General features: G+C 69.7%; 25 protein-coding genes. 12 read left to right on the top strand and 13 right to left on the bottom strand.

Annotated features, from left to right (window positions below; genetic code table 11):
- Positions 1 to 15: 15 nt before the first annotated feature.
- Positions 16 to 1,269, bottom strand: a complete 1,254-nt coding sequence (locus H4W30_RS28880) for an HNH endonuclease signature motif containing protein (RefSeq protein WP_192745687.1) — start codon at positions 1,267 to 1,269, stop codon at positions 16 to 18.
- Positions 1,270 to 1,395: 126 nt separating this feature from the next.
- On the opposite strand from H4W30_RS28880, the gene H4W30_RS28875 reads away from it, so the two are divergent.
- Positions 1,396 to 2,892, top strand: a complete 1,497-nt coding sequence (locus H4W30_RS28875) for a neutral zinc metallopeptidase (protein ID WP_378234210.1) — start codon at positions 1,396 to 1,398, stop codon at positions 2,890 to 2,892.
- A 54-nt stretch (positions 2,893 to 2,946) separates the two neighbouring features.
- On the opposite strand, the gene H4W30_RS28870 is transcribed toward H4W30_RS28875, so the two are convergent.
- The 10 genes from H4W30_RS28870 to H4W30_RS28825 form a co-directional block, all read right to left on the bottom strand.
- Positions 2,947 to 4,116 (bottom strand): acyl-CoA dehydrogenase family protein, encoded by a 1,170-nt coding sequence (locus H4W30_RS28870; protein ID WP_192745685.1) that lies wholly within the window; start codon positions 4,114 to 4,116, stop codon positions 2,947 to 2,949.
- 1 nt (position 4,117) lies between these two features.
- Entirely contained in the window at positions 4,118 to 5,044 is a 927-nt protein-coding gene (locus tag H4W30_RS28865; RefSeq protein ID WP_192745684.1) for a 3-hydroxyacyl-CoA dehydrogenase NAD-binding domain-containing protein, read from the bottom strand.
- On the bottom strand, positions 5,041 to 5,787 hold the full coding sequence (locus tag H4W30_RS28860) for an acetoacetate decarboxylase (protein WP_192745683.1): 747 nt from the start codon (positions 5,785 to 5,787) through the stop codon (positions 5,041 to 5,043). The genes H4W30_RS28865 and H4W30_RS28860 overlap by 4 nt, the downstream gene beginning before the upstream one ends.
- A 1-nt stretch (position 5,788) precedes the next feature.
- Complete coding sequence (locus H4W30_RS28855; protein WP_192745682.1) at positions 5,789 to 6,553, bottom strand: crotonase/enoyl-CoA hydratase family protein; 765 nt, start codon at positions 6,551 to 6,553, stop codon at positions 5,789 to 5,791.
- Positions 6,554 to 6,563: 10 nt separating this feature from the next.
- Positions 6,564 to 7,721 carry a CaiB/BaiF CoA transferase family protein gene (locus H4W30_RS28850; protein WP_192745681.1) on the bottom strand — a complete coding sequence of 386 codons (1,158 nt, stop codon included), beginning with the start codon at positions 7,719 to 7,721 and terminating at the stop codon, positions 6,564 to 6,566.
- A gap of 121 nt (positions 7,722 to 7,842) precedes the next feature.
- Complete coding sequence (locus tag H4W30_RS28845; protein ID WP_126729301.1) at positions 7,843 to 8,751, bottom strand: LysR family transcriptional regulator; 909 nt, start codon at positions 8,749 to 8,751, stop codon at positions 7,843 to 7,845.
- 158 nt (positions 8,752 to 8,909) lie between these two features.
- Positions 8,910 to 10,268 (bottom strand): HAMP domain-containing sensor histidine kinase, encoded by a 1,359-nt coding sequence (locus tag H4W30_RS28840; protein ID WP_192745680.1) that lies wholly within the window; start codon positions 10,266 to 10,268, stop codon positions 8,910 to 8,912.
- Complete coding sequence (locus tag H4W30_RS28835; protein WP_126729298.1) at positions 10,265 to 10,954, bottom strand: response regulator transcription factor; 690 nt, start codon at positions 10,952 to 10,954, stop codon at positions 10,265 to 10,267. The genes H4W30_RS28840 and H4W30_RS28835 overlap by 4 nt, the downstream gene beginning before the upstream one ends.
- Positions 10,955 to 10,966: 12 nt before the next feature.
- On the bottom strand, positions 10,967 to 11,131 hold the full coding sequence (locus tag H4W30_RS28830; protein WP_192745679.1) for a hypothetical protein: 165 nt from the start codon (positions 11,129 to 11,131) through the stop codon (positions 10,967 to 10,969).
- On the bottom strand, positions 11,128 to 11,496 hold the full coding sequence (locus H4W30_RS28825; RefSeq protein ID WP_192745678.1) for a hypothetical protein: 369 nt from the start codon (positions 11,494 to 11,496) through the stop codon (positions 11,128 to 11,130). Before H4W30_RS28825 ends, H4W30_RS28830 begins: the two co-directional genes overlap by 4 nt.
- A gap of 73 nt (positions 11,497 to 11,569) precedes the next feature.
- Here H4W30_RS28825 and H4W30_RS28820 point away from each other — a divergent pair, with 73 nt between their 5' ends.
- The 4 genes from H4W30_RS28820 to H4W30_RS28805 all read left to right on the top strand — a co-directional run bounded on the left by H4W30_RS28820 (position 11,570) and on the right by H4W30_RS28805 (position 15,105).
- Positions 11,570 to 13,360, top strand: a complete 1,791-nt coding sequence (locus H4W30_RS28820; RefSeq protein WP_192745677.1) for a CocE/NonD family hydrolase — start codon at positions 11,570 to 11,572, stop codon at positions 13,358 to 13,360.
- Positions 13,361 to 13,636: 276 nt separating this feature from the next.
- Positions 13,637 to 14,074, top strand: coding sequence for an SRPBCC family protein (locus tag H4W30_RS28815; protein ID WP_192745676.1), 438 nt, complete (start codon positions 13,637 to 13,639; stop codon positions 14,072 to 14,074).
- A 51-nt stretch (positions 14,075 to 14,125) separates the two neighbouring features.
- The gene (locus tag H4W30_RS28810) at positions 14,126 to 14,707 is read left to right on the top strand and encodes a TetR/AcrR family transcriptional regulator (protein WP_192746850.1); all 582 of its coding nucleotides are present in this window, start codon (positions 14,126 to 14,128) and stop codon (positions 14,705 to 14,707) included.
- 35 nt (positions 14,708 to 14,742) lie between these two features.
- Positions 14,743 to 15,105, top strand: a complete 363-nt coding sequence (locus H4W30_RS28805) for a winged helix-turn-helix transcriptional regulator (RefSeq protein WP_126729291.1) — start codon at positions 14,743 to 14,745, stop codon at positions 15,103 to 15,105.
- Here the strand turns inward: H4W30_RS28805 and H4W30_RS28800 are convergent.
- A complete protein-coding gene (locus H4W30_RS28800; RefSeq protein WP_192745675.1) occupies positions 15,090 to 15,707 on the bottom strand; it encodes a TetR/AcrR family transcriptional regulator in 618 nt (205 codons plus the stop codon). The two genes, H4W30_RS28805 and H4W30_RS28800, sit on opposite strands and share 16 nt — an antisense overlap.
- Before the next feature lie 55 nt (positions 15,708 to 15,762).
- On the opposite strand from H4W30_RS28800, the gene H4W30_RS28795 reads away from it, so the two are divergent.
- The 5 genes from H4W30_RS28795 to H4W30_RS28775 all read left to right on the top strand — a co-directional run bounded on the left by H4W30_RS28795 (position 15,763) and on the right by H4W30_RS28775 (position 20,534).
- Entirely contained in the window at positions 15,763 to 16,305 is a 543-nt protein-coding gene (locus tag H4W30_RS28795; RefSeq protein ID WP_192745674.1) for a PH domain-containing protein, read from the top strand.
- On the top strand, positions 16,302 to 17,807 hold the full coding sequence (locus H4W30_RS28790) for a PH domain-containing protein (protein WP_192745673.1): 1,506 nt from the start codon (positions 16,302 to 16,304) through the stop codon (positions 17,805 to 17,807). The genes H4W30_RS28795 and H4W30_RS28790 overlap by 4 nt, the downstream gene beginning before the upstream one ends.
- A gap of 226 nt (positions 17,808 to 18,033) precedes the next feature.
- Positions 18,034 to 18,795, top strand: a complete 762-nt coding sequence (locus H4W30_RS28785) for an isocitrate lyase/PEP mutase family protein (protein ID WP_192745672.1) — start codon at positions 18,034 to 18,036, stop codon at positions 18,793 to 18,795.
- A 10-nt stretch (positions 18,796 to 18,805) separates the two neighbouring features.
- Positions 18,806 to 19,825, top strand: a complete 1,020-nt coding sequence (locus H4W30_RS28780; RefSeq protein ID WP_192745671.1) for an aminotransferase class V-fold PLP-dependent enzyme — start codon at positions 18,806 to 18,808, stop codon at positions 19,823 to 19,825.
- 88 nt (positions 19,826 to 19,913) lie between these two features.
- Entirely contained in the window at positions 19,914 to 20,534 is a 621-nt protein-coding gene (locus tag H4W30_RS28775) for a hypothetical protein (protein ID WP_192745670.1), read from the top strand.
- 83 nt (positions 20,535 to 20,617) lie between these two features.
- Here the strand turns inward: H4W30_RS28775 and H4W30_RS28770 are convergent, their stop codons facing one another.
- Entirely contained in the window at positions 20,618 to 21,547 is a 930-nt protein-coding gene (locus H4W30_RS28770) for a ferritin-like domain-containing protein (RefSeq protein WP_192745669.1), read from the bottom strand.
- A gap of 135 nt (positions 21,548 to 21,682) precedes the next feature.
- Between H4W30_RS28770 and rimP the strand changes: the two genes are divergently transcribed.
- A complete protein-coding gene (rimP, locus tag H4W30_RS28765; protein WP_192745668.1) occupies positions 21,683 to 22,222 on the top strand; it encodes a ribosome maturation factor RimP in 540 nt (179 codons plus the stop codon).
- Positions 22,219 to 23,259, top strand: coding sequence for a transcription termination factor NusA (gene nusA / locus H4W30_RS28760; protein ID WP_126729275.1), 1,041 nt, complete (start codon positions 22,219 to 22,221; stop codon positions 23,257 to 23,259). Before rimP ends, nusA begins: the two co-directional genes overlap by 4 nt.
- Positions 23,260 to 23,355: the final 96 nt, after the last annotated feature.

Raw genomic sequence — 23,355 nt, 5'->3', positions numbered from 1 at the left:
CGGGCTCCTCGGGGTTCAGCGGTGGTGCAGGGTGTTGCGGCGGGGTTGTCGGAGCGGATCCCGGTACTGCGGTGGGATGAACTCCGGTAACCCATCGGCCGCCATCCGGACTTCCCAATCACCGTGATGAATCAGCCGATGATGAAACCCGCACAGCAGCACGAGATTCCGGAGATCTGTCGGCCCGCCGTCTGCCCAGTGATGAATATGGTGGGCGTGACAGTTCTTCGGCTTCCGATGGCAGCCGGGGAACGCGCAGCCACCGTCGCGGATGTTCAACGCGCGTCTTTGCCCTGGGGTGACGAATCGTCTGAGCCGTCCCACGTCGAGGGGTTCTCCGGCGGCGCTCATGACAACCGGGAGCATCAGGCAGTCGCAGGCGGCGAGTCGGGCTTCTCTCGCGGTCATCCTTCCGACGAAGTCGAGGCAGGCGGTGCCGAGGCCGGATTTGAGTTCGTCGAGTCCGATGGTGACGTGCACGAGGGTGCGGTAGCCGCTGGTTCCGGGTTGGTCGGGGCAGGCGATGGCGAGGTCGAGGAGTTCGGCCCAGGCGTCGCCCATGCGTTCGCATTTCATCCGCAGGTCCGCTTGGCCGAACTCGTCCACCGGTCGCGGCTGGGCGTAGGCCTCGAGTGCGGCCGCTGTTCGGGCACCGGTCTCGTCGTCCAGGAGGCCGGTCAGTTTCCAGAAGCCGTCTCTGCGGCGTTCCAGGGTGATTTCGCGGCGTGGTTCCTTGGGCTCAGGCTCCTTGGGTTCGTTGCCGTCGGGGTCGAGCCAGCCCAGCAGGTTCGCTTCAGCCTTGGCGAGCTGGTGCGGACCGGCATTCGGAGCGAGGTTCGCGAGGATCTTCTCCGCGACCGCCCGATCCTCGGCCGAGGTGTCGGCAGGGAGCCTTTTCAAAATCTCCAGGATCTGGTCGATCCGTTCGTCCCCAACCAATCCCTCGGCGGCGACCGCGGCCGTCTCGGGTGCCACGGCCGGGGCTTCGGTGCCATCCAGGTTCCGCGTCGGGTTCAACGCGATGGCCCGCTTCACCACCGCACCCGCTTCACCGCGCGACAACCCCGCCATCTCCGCGAGCCAGCTAGCCGTACTGCCATGCCCGACCAAATCCTTGGCGCCCCGAGACTCGACCTCCGCCAAGAACCGCCCCAACCCAGCGGTGGCCATCCGAATCACCTGCAGAGACTGCTGCACGCCATGGGCAAGCTCCAGCTTGCCGGCACGCCACAACTCCTGCGGCAACTCGGGAAGGAAGGTCTCGGACACCCCTCGATAATACCGCAAATCAATCGAACACGTGTTCGTAATTTTACGTAACGACCGAAACGAGCGGATAACACTGAAGGGTGATTTGGTCGCGAAACGACGATTACCCGAAAGCAAGGTCGGCTAATTGCGAAGGGTGGTCACGCCAGTCGCTCCGGAAGCGCCCAAGATTCTTCTGAACCGCCTCGCGCCGTCGTCCGTGTCCCTGGAGTCAGGGGTGGCCACGGCGACGGGGATGGTGTGATGAAGCGCTGGACGATCCTGGTGAGTCTCGCCCTCGGTCTCGCCGGTTGTGCCGCGACCGTGGACGGCGTGGCGCAACCGGTGGACCCAACCCGCGTCGCGGGGCTCGAGATCGCCGACGGTCCCAGTGGTCTCAAACCCGGCGTGCTCGACGCCGGTCTCCCGGTCGTCGGAGGTGACGGCGGCGAGATCGACAGGCTCGCGGCCAACGCCGTCGCCGACGTACAGCGGTACTGGCGCGAGCATCTGCCCGCGACCTTCGAACGCGAGTTCCGGCCGCTGGCCACCCTCGTCTCCTACGATTCCGCGGGCCGCGACCGCGTGGTCTGCGGTGCCCCGACGGCAGGTCTGGTGAACGCCTTCTACTGCGCGGGGCCGGACGTCGTCGCCTGGGATCGCGGGGAGTTGCTGCCGTCGCTCAACGATTCCCTCGGCCCCGCGGCGGTCATGGCCGTACTCGCCCACGAGATCGGCCACGCCGTCCAGTTCCGGCTGGGGCTGCCAGCCGCGAGCCCGTCGATCGTCAAGGAGCAGCAGGCCGACTGCTACACCGGGGCGTACTTCCGCTGGGTGGCCGAGGGCCGGTCGCCGATGTTCCAGGTGTCCACCGGCCGCGGGCTCAACGAAGTGCTCACGGCGTTGTTCCGGATCCGGGACTCCGCGGGGGTGGCCTTCGACGACGACGGCGCGCACGGCAACGCGTTCGACCGGGTGTCCGCGTTCCAGTTCGGCTTCACCGACGGGCCCGCCCGGTGCGCGAAGATCGACGAGCGCGAGATCGAGGGCCGGAGCACCCAGGTCGGATCCGGTTCGGCGGCGGAGAACGTCCGCCTCGACGACCGCCGGGCACTCGCCGACCTCACCACCAGCCTGCGGCAGGCCTTCCGGCTCGCGGCCACCCCGCCGACGCTCACCACCGGAGCCGCGTGCGGTGTGACCGCGGAGGACGCGCTCGCCTCGTATTGCTCGGAGTCCAACCAGATCAACCTCGACCTCGACGGCCTGGTCCGCATCGGCACCCCGCCGCGCAGGGGACGACAGGGCGGCATCGGTGACTTCGCCGCGTTCGCCGAGGTTGCGTCGCGCTACACGCTCGCGGTCCAGCAGGAGGGCGGATTCCGGCTCGACGGACCGGTGGCCGCGCAGCGCACAGCCTGCCTCACCGGCTTCTGGGCGTCGACCCTCGTGGACGGCAGGGCCCTCACGTTGTCACCGGGCGACCTCGACGAGGCGATCGCCGAGATGCTGACGCGGAACAGCCTGATCGCCGCGGACGTCCGGGGCCGGACACTCCCGGCCGGGTTCGCCAGGGTCGCTGCCTTCCGTGACGGCTTCTTCTCCGGCACCCAGGAGACGTGCGGCGAGAAGTATCGCGCGTGAAGGCCCCCTTCCCTCGGCTCAGCCGAGGGAAGGGGGCCTTCACGCGCACTCAGGTCACACGAAGGCGCTCTGGCCGGTGATCGCCTTCCCGACGATCAGCGTGTTCATCTCCCGGGTGCCTTCGAACGAGTAGATCGCCTCGGCGTCGGTGAAGAACCGCATGATGTCGTTGTCCAGCACGATCCCGTTGCCGCCGAAGATCTCGCGGCCCCAGGCGACGACCTCCCGCATCCGCGACGTCACGAAGGCCTTCGCCAGCGACGAGTGTTCGTCCTTGAAGATCCCGGCGTCCTGCAGCCTGGCCAGCTGCACCAGCATGCCCCACGACGCGGTGATGTTGCCGAGGCTCTTCACCAGCAGATCCTGCACCAGCTGGAACCGCGCGATCGGACGGCCGAACTGTTCGCGTTCCTTGGCGTAGTCCAGCGCCAGCTCGTAGGCGCCGATCATCACGCCCAGCGCCTGCCACGCCACGCCGCCGCGGGTCGCGCGCAGGATCTCGGCGACGTCGCGGAACGAATCGATGCCCTGCAGCCGGTTTGCCTCCGGCACCCGCACGTCGGTCAGCGTGATCTCGGCGTTCTCCACGATCCGGAACGCGAACTTGTTCTCGATCTTGACCGGCACGAATCCCGGCGAGTCCTTTTCGACCACGAAACCCTTGACGTGGTTGTCCTCCTCGTCGCGGGCCCACACGATGACGAGGTCCGCGAAGGTCGCGTTGCCGATCCACTTCTTGGCGCCGTTGAGGATCCAACTGTCGCCCTCGCGTCGGGCCGTCGTCCGCATGCCGCCGGCGACGTCGGAACCGCCGAGCGGTTCGGTCATCGCGAAGGCGCCGATCTTGTCCATCGCGGCCATCGACGGGAGCCAGCGATCGCGCTGTTCCTGGTCGCCACCCGAGTAGATGCTGTACATCGCGAGTCCGTTGTGGACACCGAAGAACGTCGCCACCGACGGGTCCGTCCGGGTCATCTCCATCGCCATCATGCCGCTGAGCAGGTGACTGGTGGCCGGAAGGTGCTCGCCGTAGCCCTCGTAGGGCAGCCCGGCGAGGCCGAGTTCGCGGAACTTGCCGACGAGTTCGTGCGGGAACTCGCCCTTGGCCCAGTACTCGTTCACCAGCGGCTTGACCTCGGTGCGCATGAAGTCACGCGTCTTGAGCAGCAGCTTGCGCTCCTCCTCGGGCAGCAGGTCCTCGTAGGCGTAGAAGTCGGCGGTCATTTCAGTTCTCCTCCCTGGCACTGTCCAAAGCGGACAGCACCGCGAGCTGCTTGCGGTCGCGCGTCTCGGCGAGTTCCGAGTACGTGGAGGAGCCGTAAGCGGTTTCCACGGCTTCGATGAGCCGTTCCTGTTCTTCGGGGTTCTGCGAGGGCGTGCCGAGGCCCGCCCACATCTGCTTCATCGACTTGCCGATGTGCTCGGCCATGTGCCGGTAGCCGCCGGGACCGCCGCCCAGATGCGAGCCGAGGAACGGCCCGACGGTCGACCAGCGGATGCCGAGCGAGTTCGTCATCACCGCGTCCAGTTCGGACGGTGACACGACACCCTGTTCCACCAGGTAGATCGCCTCGCGGCTCAGCGCGTTCTGCAGCCGGTTGCCGACGAAGCCGGGGATCTCCTTGCGTTCCACCACCGGCGTGCGGCCGGCGAACCGGTAGAACTCGACGGCCCGCTCGACCGACTCGGAACTCGTGCGCTCACCGGGCACGACCTCGACCAGCGGGATCAGGTGCGGCGGATTGAACGGGTGGCCGATCAGGACCCGCGACGCGTCGTCCAGCTCCGAGGCGAACGCGGTCGAAGGGATCGCCGAAGACGAGCTGAGCAACAACGCGTGGGCCGGCGCCTCGCGGACCAGGGTCGCGAACAGGTCCTTTTTGAACTCGACGTTCTCGGGTCCGTTCTCTTGCACGACATCCGCGTCGCGGACGGCTTCGGAGACGTCCGCGGCGAGGTGGACGCGAGGGGCGAGGTCCGCGGCGGTCCGGCCGAGATGCGGGGCGAACGTCTCCAGCGCGCCGGCGACGGCGTCGGCGAGATCCGGCCGCGGATCCGAGACCCGGACCTCCATGTCGTGCGCGGCGAACAACGCCGTCCACGAAAGGCCGATGGTGCCCGCGCCGATCACCGCGGCGGCGCGAAAAGTCATGACCGAACTCCCTTCAAGTAGTCGAAGACCGGCATGACCGGGGCGAGTGTCAGGTCGGTGAGGATGTGGCTCGCGGAAACGACCTCCAGCACCGGGAGATCGGCGAGCGGGGCCAGCACGTGCTGGAACAGTTGCAACCGCGCCGGCCCGGTCCACGCTTCCTTGACCACCACGTCGGTGATCTCGGTGCGCACCAGTTCGAAGACCCGGGGCGAGCCGTCGTAGTCCGGGATGGTCTTGAGCATGAACGTCGGCACGGTGATCTGCGTTTCGGCCTCGGCCACGTCCAGCCGGTGATGCTTGTAGCCCATGGTCGCGGTCGCGACGCGCTGGCTGCCGTAGTCCAGAGTGCCGACGAGCGCGCCGTTCTCGGCGAACAACCTCGGCGAGCCGATGGTCTTCGGGTAGGCGCTGATCTCGCGGCCGGATGCGGTGGCCGGGAAGTTGTCGAGGTACATCGCGTGCAGGTACTCGCCGCGCTCGCCCTCGAAACCCACCGGGATCGCCTGCCCGGACTCGGTGTAGGGCCCGTAACCGCTGACGTCGCCCATCCTCATCACCTCGAACCGCACCAGCGGCTCGTCGATCTCCAGCGGCTCCGGCACGACGGCGCGCAGGGCGTCGGCGTCGGTGCGGTAGACGATGTTCAGGTACTCCCGGTTCGTGAACCGGGGCACCACCGGCGCGTACGCCGGGTTCGTGAGCGGCGTGGTCACATGCCGGAGAACGTCTTGCTGCTTCATCTCACTCACCTGTCCACTGTGGAGCGCGGCGCTCGGCGAAGGCCTGCATGCCCTCGCGGACGTCGGCCGACTTCATCAGCGCCGGAAGCTCCGAACGCTGGGTGGCAAACGCTTGCGCGTCGGGGACGCCGTCCGCCGCGCGGACGATCTTCTTGACCAGTGCGAGCGCCAGGGGAGCGTTGGCGGCGATCTGTTCGGCCAGTTGCAGCGCGACCGCGGCGGCCTCGCCGCTCGGGACGACCCGGTTCACCAGACCGAGGGTTCCGGCGCGTTCGGCGCCGATCGGCTCGCCGGTGAGCAGGAACTCCATCGCCAGGTGGTGCGGGATCCGTTTCGGCAGCCGGATCACGCCACCGCCGGCGGCGATCAGCCCGCGTTTCACCTCGGGCAGCCCGAACTTCGCGTCTTCGGCGGCGACGATCAGGTCGCAGCCGAGCGCCAGCTCGAATCCGCCGCCCATCGCCCAGCCTTCGACGGCCGCGATCAGCGGTTTCGACAGCTCGGCCTCGGTCAGGCCGCCGAACCCGCGCCCGGGGATCTCGGGAGACTCGCCCTTCAGCGCCGCCTTGAGGTCCATCCCGGCGCTGAACGAACCGTCGGCGCCGGTCAGGACCCCGGCCCGCAGCGCGGGATCGGTCTCCAGCAGGTCGAGTGCTTCGGCCAGGCCCGCCGCGACGGCGGCGTTCACCGCGTTGCGGGCCGACGGCCGGTCGATCGTGATCAGCAGCGTGCCGCCGACCTTCTCTGTCCGTACTTCCGTGCTCATGGCTTCTTCCTCAGCGGGTGGTGGCGAGTTCGTGCAGGACCTCTTCGGTGTCCTGACCTGGCAGGGGTGCCAGGCGCCGGACGGAACCGGGGGTCGCGGAGAACTTGACGGGGATGCCGATGGTGCGGATCGCGCCCTCGCTCGGGTGCTCGACGACGTCGAGCAGGTGGCCGTCGCGGACGTACTCGTCGTCCTGCGCCTTGTCGAGTTCGAGGACGGGGGCCATCGGGATGCTGTGCTTCGCGCAGACCTCGGTCCACTCCCCGGTGGTCAGCGCCGGCGCGCATTCGGCGATCATCGCGGCCAGCGCCTCGTGGTCGGCGCCGTCGATCGCGTCGCCGTTGACCCGCGGGTCCTCGGCCAGTTCCGGCCGCCCGGCGGCGTGGAAGAAGTCGCGGAAGTTCTGCGGGTTGTACGGGATCACGCAGGCCATGCCGTCCTTGGTGTGCACCGCCTGGTGGCCGGGGTTCAGCGACGGGCCGAAGCCGGTCGGGCCCTCCGCGGGCTCGAAGACGTGCCCGGCGAGGTGCTCGACGAGGTTGAACGCGATCAGCGTGTCCGTCATCGGGATCTCGACCCGCTGGCCCTCGCCGGTCCGGTCGCGGTGCACCAGCGCGGCGAGCACGGTGTAGGCGATGGTCAGGGAGGAGACCTTGTCGCCGATGATCGTCGGCAGGTAGACCGGCTTGCCCAGCGCGCGGTTCGCGACGTCGACCAGCCCGGACGACGCCTGCACGGTCTCGTCGTAGGCGGCGTGCCCGGCGCGGTCGGAGTCACCGCGGAACCCTTGCGCGTGGGCGTAGACCAGGCCGGGGTTGCGCGCGGCGAGGTCGGCGTAGTCCATGCCGAGCCTGCTCAGCGCGCCGGGGCGCATGTTGGTGATCAGCACGTCGGCGGTGTCGATCAGCTCGAGCGCCTGTTCGCGCTCCTGGTCGTCCTTGAGGTTGAGGGCGACGCTGCGCTTGTTGCGGTTCACGTTCAGGTTGAGCGGAGTCATGCCCGGCGTCGTGCGGAACCTGCCCACCCGCACGGTGTCGGCGGGGGACTCGATCTTGATCACGTCGGCGCCGAGATCGCCGAGGATCTGTGCGGCGTACGGGCCCATGACGACCGTCGAGAGGTCGATCACGCGAACGCCGTCCAGTGGGCCGGTGGCGGTTTGAGTCATTTTGCTTCCCTTCGCCGTTGTTCGCTCTACAACCGAAATTAGGCGCGAATTGCGGGAAAGGGAATGATCAAGAAACGAAGAATGGTATGACCGCGGTGGTCATACCATTCTTGGGTCTCGATCAGGTCGAAAGTGGTTCGGCGAAGATCTCGCGCACCCCGGCCACCAGTTCGGCGAGGTCGCCCTCTTCGGCCCGGTCCCGTCGCCAGACCAAGGCGGTCTCCAGCCGGGGCCGGAAATCCGAGAACGGGAGGATGGTGGCTCCGTCGACGAGGAACAGATGCATCGGGCTGGCGGGATCGAGCATCGTGATCGAGAACGACGAACCGTTCGCCACCAGTTCGGAAATGCCCGAATATTCGGTTCCGCCGACTTTGAGCCTTTTCTTGATCCCCGCCTTCGACAGCGTGTGGTCCATATCGTCCGAATAGGCCGGAATGCTTTCCGAGGCGGACGGGATATAGGACAGATCGCTCAATTCGGCGATGGTGACGGTCTCCCGTCCGGCGAACCGGTCGGCCGGGACGACGGCGCCGAGCCGCTCCACCTGCACCGGGACGATCTCCAGCGCGGGATCGGTGACCGGCATCCGGACCAGCGACAACGCCAGTTTGCCCTGGTGCACCGCGGCGACCAGATCGGGTGTCGTGCCCGGCCAGCGCTTGAGTTCGAACCGGTCGCGGCAGCGTTCTTCCAGACGTTTGACCCGTTCCCGCAGGGCCGGGTGCACACCGGCGGGGATGCCGATGAACACGGTGCTCCGCCGGGGTTTCACCGCCTCCTGCAACCGCCAGGGGATCGCGTTGACCTGTTCGAGGACGTCTCGCGCGATCGGCAGCAGCGCGGTGCCCGCCGCGGTGAGCGTGACGTGATGCGTGCTGCGGTCGAACAGCCGGTGGCCCAGTTCGTGTTCGAGATCCTTGATGCGCTGGCTCAGCGGGGAGGCGGCCATATGCAGTCTGCGGGCCGCCTGGGAGAAGTTCAGTTCCTCGGCGACGGCCACGAAATACCGCAGGTGCAACATCTCCACGCGCTCACCCTAGGCCGTGCCCGGTGAGTCCGCTCGCGGTCTTCGGGCCCAGGCGGCCCCTGGCGCCACGGGCGGATGCGCCCGAGTACAACCCGGTACGAGGGCGATCCGCCCGCACCGCCAGGAACCACCTGGACCTCGAAGCCCATCGAGCGGACTCACCGGGCACGGCCCAACCGCAGAGTCACCGTGAACGCGGCCCCGCCTTCGGGCGCCGGGCCCGCCGTCAGCGTCCCGCCCATACGCGTGATCAGGCCGTGCGCCAGCGCGAGCCCGATGCCCGAACCGACCGGACGGCTGTCGCGATACCGCCGGTTCAGCACCCCGCGCTCGAACGCGACCGGGTAGTCCTCCGGCGCGAGGCCGGGCCCGCCGTCCCGCACCGCCAGCCGGGCCTGCCCGTCGGCCGCCACCAGGGAGAACACGATCGGCGCGCCCGCCGGGGTCACGCGCAGGGCGTTCTCGGCCAGCCCGTCGACGACCTGGCGGAGCCGCCGCGGATCGGCGACGACCGGCACCTCGCCCGCCGGCCGCTCCACCAGCAGCGTGACGTCCTGCCGCGCGCAGCGCAGCCGCCAGACGGCCGCGCATTCGTCGACCAGCGCCGCGAGATCGAGGCGCGCCGGGTCGAGGCGGAATTCGTCCGCACCGAGTCGCGCCAGCTCCAGCAGGTCGCTGACCAGGCGTTCCAGCCGTTCCGCTTCGCGATGGATGGTCTGTCCGGCGCGGCGCGCGTCCTCGCCTTCGGCCACGCCGTCACCGATCGCCTCGGCGAATCCGGTGACGGCGGTCAGCGGCGTCCGCAGTTCGTGCGACACCGAAAGCAGGAACTCGCGCTGCCGCGCCTCGCTGTACCGCAGGGCGTCGGCCAGTTCGTTGACCGATTTCGCCACGTCCGCGACCTCGGACGGCCCTTCGACCGGAACGCGCAGGTCACGGCGTCCGGCCCGCATCCCGTTCGCCACCGACGCGGCCCGGCGCAGCGGCCGCGACAGCATCCGGCTCAGCAGCAGCCCCGCGATCGCGGCGACCGCCAGCCCGGCGCCGAGCGCGAGCACGGTGTTGCGCACCAGGGTCCTGCCGCGCGCCTCGCCGATCTCCGTCGACTGGACCAGCGCGAACGCGGCACCTCTCTCGCCCACCGCGCGGACTTCGACGAGGTATCGCCGTCCTTCGACGACCACCGTGCCCGAGCGCGAGAATCCCGTTTTGGTGGCGGCGATGGCCGCGACCGTCCCATCACCGTCGATCGTCCCGTTCGGACGGCGGACGACGACGTCGATCCCTTGCCCACGAACGACTTCCGCGGCCTTCCCGACGCGGAGGCGGTTGCCGATGCCGGACTCGTCGAGCTGGCTCGCGACCACGTCGGCCTGCGCCGAAAGCGACTGCCGGAGCACGTCGCTGCCGGTGGTGCGGATGAGCCGGGCCGCGACCAGCCCGGCGACCACCACCGCGACCGCGGCGACCGCGAGGCACACCACGGTGATCCGCAGCGCGAGCGAGGTCCGGTTCATCCGGCGTCCGCCGCGTAACCGATCCCGCGGACCGTCCTGATCGGACTGTGCTCGCCCAGTTTCCCGCGCAGCTGGGCGATGTGGACGTCGACGGTCCGCGTGCCCGCCGACGCCGCGTAGCCCCAGACGGAACTGAGTAGCTGCTCGCGGCTGAACACCTGGCCGGGCCGCCGCACCAGATGGGTGAGCAGCTCGAACTCGGTCGACGTCAGCGCGATCTCGGTGTCTTCGGCCCAGACGCGGCGCTGGGTGACGTCGACGCGGACGCCGCCCGCCGTGTAGGTCTCGGCGGGCGAAGGCGTTCCGGCGGCGCGGCGCAGCACGGTCCGGACCCTCGCCGAGAGTTCACGCGGGCTGAACGGTTTCGTCAGGTAGTCGTCGGCGCCGATCTCCAGGCCCAGCAAGCGGTCCAGTTCGTCGTCGCGCGCGGTCACGAACAGCACCGGCGTCCAGTCGCCGTCCGCGCGCAGCGCCCGGCAGATCTCGATACCGTCCATTCCGGACAGTCCGATGTCGAGCACGATCGCGACCGGGCGCAGCCGCCGGATCGTGGCCAGTGCCGCGCCGCCGTCCGCCTCCACATGCACGCCGAACCCGTCCCGCCGCAGGTACAGCGAAGCGAGTTCGGCGATCGCGGGGTCGTCCTCGACGACCAGTACCAGCCCGCGTCCCGGTTGTGTCGTCACCGGCCGATCCTGTCACGGGGCGGGGTCGCCGGCCATGTCCCGCTCGATCGAGTCGAGGGTCTGCTGGACGTCGCTGAGCTGCCCCGGGGCCGGGCTCGAAGCGGGTTCTTCGTCGGAACACCCGGCCGCGCCGAACAGCGCGAGCGCGGTCAAACCGGCGGCCACGAATCGTTTCACTTGCCCGCCTTGCAGTGCGCGTTCGCGAACGCGTCGAGCTTCTGCTTCGCCGTGGTGAGCTCGGGCAGCCTGGCGTTGCGCTTGTCGGCGCGCTTCTGCAGCCTGTCGGCGGCGTCGTTGTGGCCCTTCTTGCGCTGGCCCTCGGCCCTGGCCTTGAGATTCGCCACCGAACCGCGGACCTCGGGGCCGCCGTTGATGCGTTCTGTGAGGTTGGTGGTGCGCTGGGTGAGCTTCGGCAGCCAATCGGCGCACAGCGTCCGGGATTCTTCGGGGCTCAGGGTGATCGGTGCCTGGCCCGAGGCGGCGGGGGCGAGGGCGACGAGACCGGCCGCGACGAGTCCGGCGGCGATGGTGTGTTTCAGCATGCGAAGAGCGTCGCGCGGCCGGATACGAGGAATGTCGGGGAAATGTTCGGGTTTTGTAAGCGATACTCGGACGATGGGGCTCAAGACCTTGACCGCCACCGTGGTGGCGACACTGCTGCTGACCGCCGCACCCGCCGTCGCGTCACCCGCGTTCGTCCTCCGCGACGGCGTCAGCGAGCCGGTGTTCTCCTACGAGAAGGCCATCCGGGAGACCGCCTGGGTGGAGACCGGCCAGGACCTCGACCGCGACGGCCAGACCGACCGGGTCGCCGCCGACATCATCCGCCCGGCGGAACCGACCGCGCGCGGGCAGCGCGTCCCGGTGATCATGGACGTCAGCCCGTACTTCGAGAAGGTCGGGCGCGGCAACGAGCGCCAGCCGAAGACGTACCTCCCCGACGGCACGCCGTCCCAGTTCCCCCTGTTTTACGACAACTACTTCGTCCCGCGCGGGTACGCGGTCGTGCTGGTCGACGTCGGGGGCACCAATCGCTCGTCCGGGTGCTTCGACGACGTCGCGTCCGGCAACGGCGTCGTGAACTGGCTCAACGGGCGCGCGCGGGCTTTCCGCACGCCATTCGGGCCCGAACGCGTGCGGGCGGAGTGGGCGAACGGGTCGGTCGGCGCGATCGGGAAGTCGCAGGACGGGGCGACGGCGATCGGGATGGCCGCGTCCGGGATCGAAGGCCTGAAGACAATCGTGCCCATCGCCGGGGTCAGCTCGTACTACGAGGTCCACAACTCGCACGGCGCCTATTTCGGCTGGGCGGGCGGCCCGGGTTTCTACAACGAGCGGGCCGAGAAGCTGTGCCGTCCGTTCGAAGAGGACAATGCGCGGCGCGCGGGGACGGACGGGAACTTCAACGACTACTGGCGCGGGCTCGACTACGTCGCGAAGACCGGCAAGGTGCGCGCGAGCGTCTTCGCGTCGATGGGCTTCCACGATCTCAACGTCAACCCGATCCAGTTCGGCCCGTGGTGGGAGGCGCTGAACTCCCACGGCGTGCCGCGCAAGGCGTGGCTGCACCAGGCGGCGCACGTCGACCCGTTCGACCTCGACCGGTCGCTGTTCGTGAAGACCCTGCACCGCTGGTTCGACCGCTGGCTGCTCGGCGTCCGCAACGGCGTCGAGACCGAACCCGCGATCCGGATCGAACACACCCCGGATCGCTGGACCGACGAACGCCGCTGGCCGCCCGCCACCCAGCAGCGCGTGTTGTGGCCCACGGAGAACGGACTGGGGAGTCGCCCGTCGTCAGGCACGGCCTCGGTGACCGACGATCCGGCGCGCGGGGCGTCGCAGTGGGTGGAGAACCCGTCGGTGACCAGCCCGGACCGGCTCGTTTTCGCAGGTGAACCCCTGCGGGCGGACACCCGTGTCGCCGGGACCGCCACCGTCACGGTGACCGCACGCTCGGACAAGCCCGCCGCGCGGATCGGCGCGGTGCTGGTCGACTACGGCCCCGCGACCGTGCGGAACACGAAGTGGCCGGCGCTCGGCACGAAGGACCTGACGACCCGCTCCTGCTGGGGCGCGGGCACCGCCGCGGACACCGGCTGCTTCCTCGACACCGTCGCCGATCTGACCACTGTGGACAAACGGATCGTGGCGACCGGCTGGGCGGACCTCGGCCACCATCGCTCGCTGTGGCGCGGCGAACCGCTCGTGCCCGGCAAGGCGTACACGATGACGTTCCGGCTGAGCAGTCTCGACCACGTCGTCCCGGCGGGGCACCGGCTGGCGCTCGTCCTTGGCGGGACCGACGGGGACATGTTCGACCCGGAGCTGCCCGCGCTCGGCTCCCGGGTGACGTTCGAGCTGAGCGGGACTTCGCTCTCGGTCCCTGTCGTCGGCCGCGTTTAGTCCTCTGAATGCGAGAGGTCGGGCGTGTCGCGAAAGCCACTTTCGCAACCTTCAACGTTGCGAAAGTGGCTTTCGCAACGCCGGTGGGGCAGGTGTTCGACCTGGCGGAGTGATCGCGAGGTTTCGGTGCTGTCGGGCATGTCGCGAAAGCCACTTTCGCGACGTCTGATGTCCCGAAAGTGGCTTTCGCGACATGAGTGTCCGGGGTATCACGGACTTCGGAAGCCGCGGACCCGGACGGCTTCCCCTGGCACGAACCCCGGTGAAGGAGCACGGATGATGAAGATCCAGCGCATTTCCGTCCACGGCCACACGAGCGCGAGCCCCGAAACCGTCTACGCGCTCCTCGTGGACCGCGAGCGTTGGCCCGACTGGTCACCCATGGGCTCGTTCCGCCTGCTTCGGAAGGGGGACGAGAACGGTCTCGGCGCCGTCGGCGTCTTCAGCACCAACGGCGTCCACAGCTGCGAAGAGGTCATCGCGCTCCAACCCGGCAAGCGCTTCGGCTACGCCCTGAAGAAGGGGCTCCCGCTGCGCGACTATCGCGCCTACGTCGATCTCACCCCCGTGCGGAACGGCACCGAGATCCACTGGCATTCCACGTTCACCGCCAAGATCCCGGGCACCGGCTGGTTCCATCGCCGGTTCCTCGGCCACTTCATCGGGCGCATGGTCGAGAGCCTCGTGGCGCGTGCCTCGCGCGGCGCACCATAAAGTAGGCGCATGGCAGCCCCACGACGCACCCAGGAGGAACGCAGCGCCGCGATGCGCGTCAGGCTGCTCGACGCCACGATCGACTGCCTCGTCGAATACGGCTACGCGGGCACCACGACCACCCGCGTCGCGGATCGCGCCGGGGTGACCCGCGGCGCGCAGGTGCACCATTTCCCGACCAAGACCGACCTCGTCACCTCCGCGATCCGGCATCTCGCGGCCAGACGCACCGAGGTGGCGATGGCGGAGATCGACCGGCTCAAGGCGTCGGCCGATCCGGTCGGGGACGCGTTGCAGCTGCTGTGGGAGATGCACCAGGGGCCGGTCTTCTCGGCGACCGTCGAGCTGTGGGTGGCGTCGCGGACCGACGCGGAACTGCGCGCCCAGATGGCCGTGGTCGAGCCGATCGCGACGAGCAGCCTGGTCGAGTTCGGCAAGGCGCTGCTGCCGGACCATTCGGCGCATCCGGAGTTCCTGCACGCGGTGTACACGGCGATGGACGTCGTCCGCGGCATCCTCATCGCCAGCTGGGCGACCCGCGACCAGAGCGAGCTGGAGGCGCGCTGGGAACGCGGCCGCCGCCATCTGATCCTGCTGTTCGAGGCGCTGATGCAGCCCACCCCCTCTCACTAGGCGTGTTACTCTCCCGAGGAGAGTGAGGAGGTCACGTGCTCGGAGATCCGTACGACCCCGACTGCCCCACCCGCGCGCTGCTCGACCGCATCGGCGATCAGTGGACCGTGCTGATCGTCGGCGTGCTCGGCGACGGCCCGCTCCGGTTCACCGAGATCGGCAAACGCGTGCGCGGCATCTCGCAGAAGGTCCTCACCCAGACGCTGCGCAGCCTCGTCCGGGACGGCATCCTGACGCGCACCGCGTACCCGGAGATCCCGCCACACGTCGAATACGAGCTGACCGCGCTCGGCCGCAACCTCGCCGAACCGCTCGAGATGCTCGACAAATGGGCTCGCGTCCACATGGGCGAGGTCCTCGACGCGCGCAAGAACTACGACGGTCAGCTCACCGCCTGACCGAACAGCCGGTCGAGGTGGTAGTCCACAGTGGACAGCGCCTCGTCCGGCGTGCGGTGTTTCATCACGATGTTGGTGCCCTGCGAATCGGCGACCGCCCAGAGGATCGCGGATTCGTGCATCGGGTCGGCCGACTTGTCGACATCGCCCGCTTCCTGTCCCTGCCGGATCAGGAGGGCGAACAGCTCGAACAGCTGGGGGACACCGTCGGTGAACGCGGCCGCGAACGACGGATCGGAGATCGCGCGGATGAAGAACGCGACCCCCATCAGCCAGTCGCCGCGGCGCCGTTCGTCGAGCGGCAGGATCTCGACCATGATCGCGCGGATGATGGCCTTCGGCGTCGACGGCAGTTCGCCGGCCTCCAGCTGGGCCTTGATGCGCTCTTCGTAGACCTGTGAGCGGCGTTCGACGGCGAACAGCAGCATCTCGTCCTTGGTCTTGAAGTAGTGCTGCACCAAGCCCATCGACATGCCCGCTTCGGCGGCGACGTGCCGGAGACTGACTCCTTCGAGGCCCCGCTTGGCCGTCAGCCTCGTCAGCGCCTCGGCGATCTCCGCGCGCCGCGCCGCGTGATCCACCTGCTTCGGCACCCTCACCATCCGTTCCGCTGTTTGCCATGCGATCGCATTGCCACTACTGTCCGACGCTATTACGATGCGATCGCATTGTAAACATTCGTCGGGGGTGATTTCGGTGGAAGCCGAACGGGGGAAGGTGTGGCTCAGGCCGCCGCGGAACGCGCTGGATCAGCGGGTCGTGGGCTGGTGGCGGCTGCAGGGAACGCTCTTCTGGGGCGCGCCGGTGCTGGTACTGGTGGTGCTCGGGCTGCTCATCGCGCCCGTGCGGTTCTGGCTGCTGACACCGGCGGCGGTGTTCGCGGCGCTGGGCCTGGTGTGGGTGATCGCGATGCCGCTGTGGTGGTTCAAGGTGCATCGCTGGGAGGTCACGGAGACGGCGGTGTACGCGCGTTCCGGGTTCTTCTGGCAGGAGTGGCGCGTCGCGCCGATGTCGCGGATCCAGACCGTGGACACCCTGCGCGGCCCGCTGCAGCAGGTGTTCAAGCTCGCGACCGTCACGGTCACCACGGCGTCGGCGCGGGGCGCGGTCAAGATCCGCGGGCTCGACCACGAACTGGCCGCGAGCCTGGCGGAGCAGCTGACCGAGACGACGCAGGCGACGCCGGGGGACGCGACATGACCTCGGGCGAGTTCGAGGGCTGGAGCACACTCGACAAACGGACGCTCGCCGTCACCGCGGTGATGATGACCGGCGCGGCCGTCGGTGCCGCGATCCCGACCACGGCCGCGATCGTGGGCGGCGGCGCGAGGTTCTGGGTCGCGCTCGCCTGGGTCGCCGCGGGCGGGGTGGTGCTCGTCGCCGGCGGTGTGCTGGCGGACCTCTTCTACTGGAAGGGCGTGCGGTACCGGGTCACGCCGGACCGGCTGGAGACGGCGTTCACGCTGGTGTTCCGCTCGCGGAAGTCCCTGCAGCGCGAACGGATCCGCAACGTCGACCTGACGGCGAACCCGCTGCACCGGCTGTTCGGCGTCGCGGTGGTGACCATCGGCACCGGTTCGCACGAATCGGGCGGGCAGGGCCGGATCAAGCTCAACCCCGTCTCTCGCGCCGAGGCCGAGCGGCTGCGCGCGGATCTGTTGCGCCGCGCCGAAATCGAGGAGACCGACGACGACGCGCCGCTCGCCGAACTCGACCGGAGCTGGATCCGCTACGCGCCGATGTCTTTCCTGACACCGACACTGGGCCTCGCGGCCGGTGGTGGCCTCATGCAGATCTCCGAATGGGCGGGCCTGCAGAAGGGCCTGATCGACTGGGTGATCGGCCTGTTCCGCGGGATCCCGCTGGTGGTGGCGATCCTGATCCTGCTGGCGATCGCGATGCTCGTCGGCCTGATCGGCGCGCTGGGCCTGTGGATCGAGATGTGGTGGAACTACCGGCTCGACCGCGAAGCCGGCGGCACGTTGCGGGTGCGCCGCGGCCTGTTCACCACGCGCTCGATCTCGATCGAGGAACGCCGGATGCGCGGCATCGACCTCGTCGAACCGCTCGGGAACCGGATCTCCGGCGCGGCGCGGGTCGACGCGATCGCCACCGGAATGCGGCAGAGCGACGACAAGGACAAGACCGACTACCACACGCTCCTGCCCGCCGCGCCCGTCGCGACGGCCAACCGGGTCGCCGCGGTGGTCCTGCGCGAACCGGTCTCGCCGACCGAAGCCGTCCGGCTCACCGGACATCCGCGCGCCGCGCGGGGACGGCTGCTGCGCTGGTGGGTCGGTTCGGTGGTGGTCCTGCTGGCGATCTTCGCGCTCCTCGGCTTCCTGCTGACCGACGTCCTGCTGGTGATCGGGGCCGCGTTCGGTGTCGTGCTGCTGCCGGTGTCGATGCTGCTGGCGCTGGACGCCTACCGCAACCTCGGGCACGGGATCACCGGGCGGTACCTCGTCGGGCGGCACGGGACCGTGCGGCGGAGCACGTTCGCGCTGGAACGCGAAGGCGTGATCGGCTGGACGGTGAAACAGTCGATCTTCCAGCGGCGCAAGGGATTGCTGACCGTCGTGGCGACCACGGCCGCCGGTGCCGGGGCGTACTCGGTGTACGACGCGGGGGAGGAGCAGGGGCTGCTGTTCGCGGAGGAGTCGGTGCCGGAGCTGCTGACGCCTTTCCTGGAACGGGGCTGACGCTTCGGGGGTGGGCGACCGTGTTGCGAAAGCCACTTTCGCAACCTTCAACGTTGCGAAAGTGGCTTTCGCAACGTCGGCGGGGTGCGCGGCCGGTCAGGTGGTGCCGGGCGTCGCGAAAGCCACTTTCGGGACATCTGGTGTCCCGAAAGTGGCTTTCGCGACATGCGCCCCCGGGCCTGACGCTTCGGCCGTCACCGAAGCGTCCACTCGCTACCGTCGTGTCATGACCGCATTCGCCGCCCTGCACGTCCCCGGTTCCCCGTTGCTCCTGCCGAACGTCTGGGACTTCGGCACCGCCGCCTTCCTTGCCGCACAAGGCTTCCCGGCGCTCGGCACGACCAGCCTCGGGGTGTCGGCCGCCGAGGGCGAGCCGGACGGCGCCCCGTCCTCGAAGGACGCCACCGTCCGGCTGGCGCGGCGCCTCACCGGGCTGGACACGCTGATCAGCGTCGACCTCGCCGACGGGTTCAGCGAAGACCCGGGCGAGGTCGGCGCGCTGGCGGCGGAACTCGCCGAAGCCGGTGTCGCGGGCATCAACCTCGAAGACACGCTCGGCGACCCCGTGCGGCACGCGGCCAAGATCGCGGCGGCGAAGGAGCGCGCTCCCGGGCTCTTCGTCAACGCGCGGACGGACACGCATTGGCTGGGGGAGAACGACATCGGCACTGCGATCGAACGCTGTTTGTCCTATGTGGACGCGGGCGCCGACGGGGTGTTCGTACCGGGGCTCGCCGCGCCCGCGGACGTCGAGCGGCTGGTGGCAGCCGTCGGGGTGCCGGTGAACCTGCTGTTCCTGCCAGGCAAGGTCACCGTCGACGGCCTGGCCGGGCTCGGCGTCGCGCGGGTCAGCCTCGGTTCGCTGCCGTACCGGATGGCGCTGGCGGCCACGCTGCGCACGGTGGAGGCCGTTCGCGACGGCGGCGAGCTCCCGCTGACCCCGCCGTCGTACGCCGACGTCGCCGCCCTGCTCCCGGAATCTCATTAATCTCGGGAGCATGCAGACCTTCGGAGCCGAATTCGCCGTCCCGCCCGGTTATCTGAACACGCCCAGTATCGGCATCCCGCCGTCGCACGTGGCCGACGCCGTGGCGGACGCGGTCGAGCGATGGCGCCGCGGTGAAGCCCGTCCGACGGACTTCGACGAGCCCGTCGCGCGGACCAGGGCGGGATTCGGCGCGCTGATCGGGGTCCCGGCGGAACAGGTCGCGGTCGGGGCGTCGGTCTCGCAGCTGATCGCGAACGTGGCCGCCGGCCTGCCCGACGGCGCCAGCGTGCTCGCCGCCGCGAACGACTTCACGAGCGTCACCTTCCCCTTCGCGGCTCAGGCGCACCGCGGGGTGAAGGTCACCGAAGTCCCGCTGGCCGAGCTGGCCGCCCGCGTCGAGGGGCACGACCTCGTCGCGGTCAGCGTCGTCCAGTCGGCCGACGGCGCCCAGGTCGACCTGGAGGCGCTCCGGGCCGCGGCCGAGGCGGCGGGTGCCGCGGTCCTGCTCGACGCCACCCAGGCCGCCGGCTGGCAGCCGCTGGACCTCGGCTGGGCCGACTGGGTGGTCGCCGCCGGGTACAAATGGCTGCTCGCGCCGCGCGGGGCGGCGTGGCTGGCCGCGCATCCGCGGGTGCTGGAGCGGGCCGTGCCGGTCGCCGCGAACTGGTACGCGGGGGAGGACCGCTGGCAGACCGTCTACGGCCTCCCGCTGCGGCTCGCCGAGGGCACCCGCTCGCTCGACCTCTCCCCGGCCTGGCTCGCGTTCGTCGGCGCCGCGGCGTCGCTGGACTACCTCGCGTCGCTGGACCTCGCCGCCGTCCGCGCGCACTGCGTGGGGCTCGCCGACGCACTCCTCGAAGCGCTCGGTTCACCCGGTCAGGGGAGTGCGATCGTCTCGCTCGACGCCGACGCCCACCGGGTGCGGGAAGCGGGCATCGTGGCCGGTACCCGGGCCGGACGGCAGCGATTCGGCTTCCATCTCTACAACACGGCCGACGACGTCGAACGGGTGATAAGCACGTTCAGGTGAACCGCCGGAGCGGCGTGAACTACCGTATGTTCCCGTGGTTGGTGCGCAATTTACCCCGGGACCGACGGAAACGGCCCGGCTTCAGCCGGTGCGACCGGCAGGGCCGGGCGGGCCGCCGTCCGCGCCGAATCCGCCGAGGGACACCAAGGGCCTGGCGCTGAAGGGCGCCGGACTGGTCGCCATCGCGGTCGTGTCCGCCCTGCTCTGGTGGCTCATCCGGCACGAGCCGGAGGTGACCCCGGTCGCGGACCCGCCGTCGAAGAGCGGCCAGTTCCAGTACACGCTGGTCGAAGGACCGCAGGTCACCACCGACTGTGCGAGCAAGGCCTACGGCGACACCAAGAAGTTCTTCGCCGACACGCCGTGCACCCGCCTTTCGCGGGCGCTGTACACGACCGAGACCGGGGGGAAGAAGGCACTGGTCTCGGTCGTCCTGGTCACCATGCCCGGCGAGGTCACCGCGACCCAGCTCAAGGCGCTGACCGACAAGGACGGCACGGGCAACGTGTCCGACCTGGTGCGCGACGGGACCTTCAAGGACCAGGGCGCCCCGAAGATCTCCGGGCAGGACGCGGCCTACGACTCCCACGTCACCGGGCCGGAGGTGGCCATCGTGCTGGCCGGTTTCTACAACAAGCAGACCGACAAGCCGCTGATCGAGCGGATCGCGACCGACGCTCTGCGGCTTTCGGGTGATCTGCGCCGCTGACCCCGTGAGCTGAAAGGGCCCTTCACCGCATCTCACGCGGTGAAGGGCCCTTTCAGCTCACGGGCGGGGAAGGCGTCCTTCGGCTACGCCGACTGGCCGGGCATCGCGATCGCCACCGGCTTCGCGCCGAACTCCGCCCGCCACGCCGTGCCCCGCCGCGCCGACCCGATCAGGGCGTTCAGCGCCGTCGTCCGCAGGGCCGCGTCGTCCGTCCGGTCGATCACGCCGAGCCAGGCCGAGGTCGCGTCCGCCTCGGCCGTCGCCACCAGTTCCATCGCCGAGTTCGCGTCGGTCACCGGCCTCGGCGGCACGTACGCGGCCTCCGGGCCGGTGGGGGTCTGACCCGCCGCGGAAAGCATCCGTTCGCAGACGTCCCGTCGCTTGACGTGCTCGGCCGTGCCCCGGGACACCGCGCCGGTGAACGCCGCGGGCAGGTACGCGCTGACCAGCCCGTACACCCAGATCGCCGCGTGCTCGGCGGCGAGCGCCTGCTGGACGGCTTCCGCGCTCTCCCCGGCGAGCTGGACCCCGGCGGGCACTTCGACCGGTCCGGCGTCGTCGCCGCGGCCGATCTTCTCCGAACTCTGCTGCAGCGCCGCGCAGCCCGCCGCCACCGAGGCGACCATCCCGGCGCGATAGCGGGGCAGTGACGGCACGAGGCCCTCGGCCTGTTTACGAGCCGTGGCGAGCCGCTCCTTGAGCCCGTCCAGCGACGACGGCGGCGGTATCGCCGCCGGACCCGGCTGCTCCGGCTTCGGCCGGTTGAGCCGGTCCACCTCGGTCTTGAGCGCCGCCGCGTGCGCGGCCCGCGCGGTGGCGACCGCTTCGCCCTCGGCACCCAGCGCCTTCGCGCCGGCCGCGTCGTTCTCCGCCGCGCGCAGCAGGGGACCCAGCGGGTCGGGGCTTTCGTCGAAGCCGGGGGAGCAGGCGGACGCCAGCGGCACGGCCAGCGCGGCCAGCGCTCCCATCCGCAGGAAAGTGCGACGGCTCGGCTCTGTCGATCTTCCGGTCACGCCGCCCCATCCTGCCAGTACCCCGCGCGGGGCCGCCGCTCGCGCGTCACGCGGGGGTGACCGGATAAGCTGGTCCACTACCGAACCCGGATCCACGCCGCCGGGTCGCCCACAGCCGAACAGGAGCGCTCCACCGTGCCCAACGACCTCGCCAGCAGGCTGGAGCCCATCGTGGCCGAAGCCGTCAAGGCCGCGGGTTTCGACCTCGATTCCTTCGAGGTCCAGCAGGCAGGCCGCCGCCAGCTGGTCAAGGTCGTCGTCGACGGGGACGACGGCGTCGGGCTGGACGAGGTGGCGAGCGTCAGCCGCGCCGTCTCCGCCGCGCTCGACGAGAACGAGCACGTGATCGCGAGCGCGTACACGCTCGAAGTCACGTCGCCGGGTCTCGACCGGCCGCTCACCGTGCGGCGGCACTGGCGGCGCGCGAAGTTCCGCCTCGTCAAGATCACCCCGGCCGAGGGCGCGGCGTTCATCGGCCGCGTGGGGCACGCGGGGGAGAAATCCGCGCGAGTGCTCGTGGACGGCGAGATCCGGGACGTCAGCTACGCCTCGGTGACCAAGGCGGTCATCGAGATCGAGTTCAAGCAACCACCTGCCGAGGACCTGAAACTGTTGGAAAACGATGCGTCGGCCCTGAACGCCGCCACCACGGAGCCGAAGGAGGAGCCGAAGTGAACGTCGACATCGCCGCGCTGCGCGCGATCGAACGGGACAAGGACATCCCCTTCGAGACGGTGATCGAAGCGATCGAAACCGCGCTCCTCACCGCGTACAAGCACACCGAGGGCCACCAGCCGCACGCCAGGATCGACATCGACCGCAAGAGCGGCCTGGTCCGCGTCCTCGCGCACACCCTCACCCCGGACGGCCAGACCGACGAGGAGTGGGACGACACCCCCGAGGGCTTCGGCCGGATCGCGGCGACCACCGCGCGGCAGGTCATCCTGCAGCGGCTGCGCGACGCCGAGCACGAGAAGACCTTCGGCGAGTTCTCCGCCAAGGAGAACGAGATCGTCGCCGGGGTGGTGCAGCGCGACGCCCGCGCCAACGCCCGCGGCATGGTCGTCATCCAGGTCGGCGACATCGAAGGCGTGCTGCCCGCGATCGAGCAGGTACCCGGCGAGACCTACGAGCACGGCGACCGGATCAAGGCCTACGTCGTGACCGTCTCGCGCGGCAACCGCGGTCCGCAGATCACGCTGTCCCGTTCGCATCCGAAGCTGGTGCACAAGCTGTTCGCCCTCGAGGTCCCCGAGATCGCCGACGGCACGGTCGAGATCGCCGCCGTCGCGCGGGAGCCGGGACACCGGACCAAGATCGCGGTCCGCTCGACGGTGCCCGGCGTCAACGCCAAGGGCGCGTGCATCGGTCCGGTCGGCGCGCGCGTGCGCAACGTGATGAGCGAGCTGGCGGGCGAGAAGATCGACATCATCGACTTCTCCGAAGACCCGGCGAAGTTCGTCGGGAATGCGCTGTCGCCCGCGAAGGTTGTTTCCGTACGGGTCGTCGACGAGAAAGCCAAGACCGCTCGCGTCGTCGTCCCGGACTACCAGCTTTCGCTCGCGATCGGCAAGGAAGGGCAGAACGCCCGCCTCGCCGCCCGGCTCACCGGCTGGCGGATCGACATCCGCAGCGACGCCGCCCCTGAGCAGGGTGACGAAGCACACGCCGGGCAGGCGCGGCCCGCCGCGGCAACCGGTTCGGCTGAGTGAAGGTCGAAGCGCTAGACTTACGAGTGGTTCAGAGCCCGCGGCCGGGAACCGACCTCCAGCATGACCGGGAAGTCCCGGTTCGCACGTGTGTGGGTT

This window comes from Amycolatopsis roodepoortensis (assembly GCF_014873915.1).
Taxonomy (GTDB): domain Bacteria; phylum Actinomycetota; class Actinomycetes; order Mycobacteriales; family Pseudonocardiaceae; genus Amycolatopsis; species Amycolatopsis roodepoortensis.
Note: the sequence above shows the minus strand (reverse complement) of the source record. Positions and strands in the feature narration are given on the sequence as shown.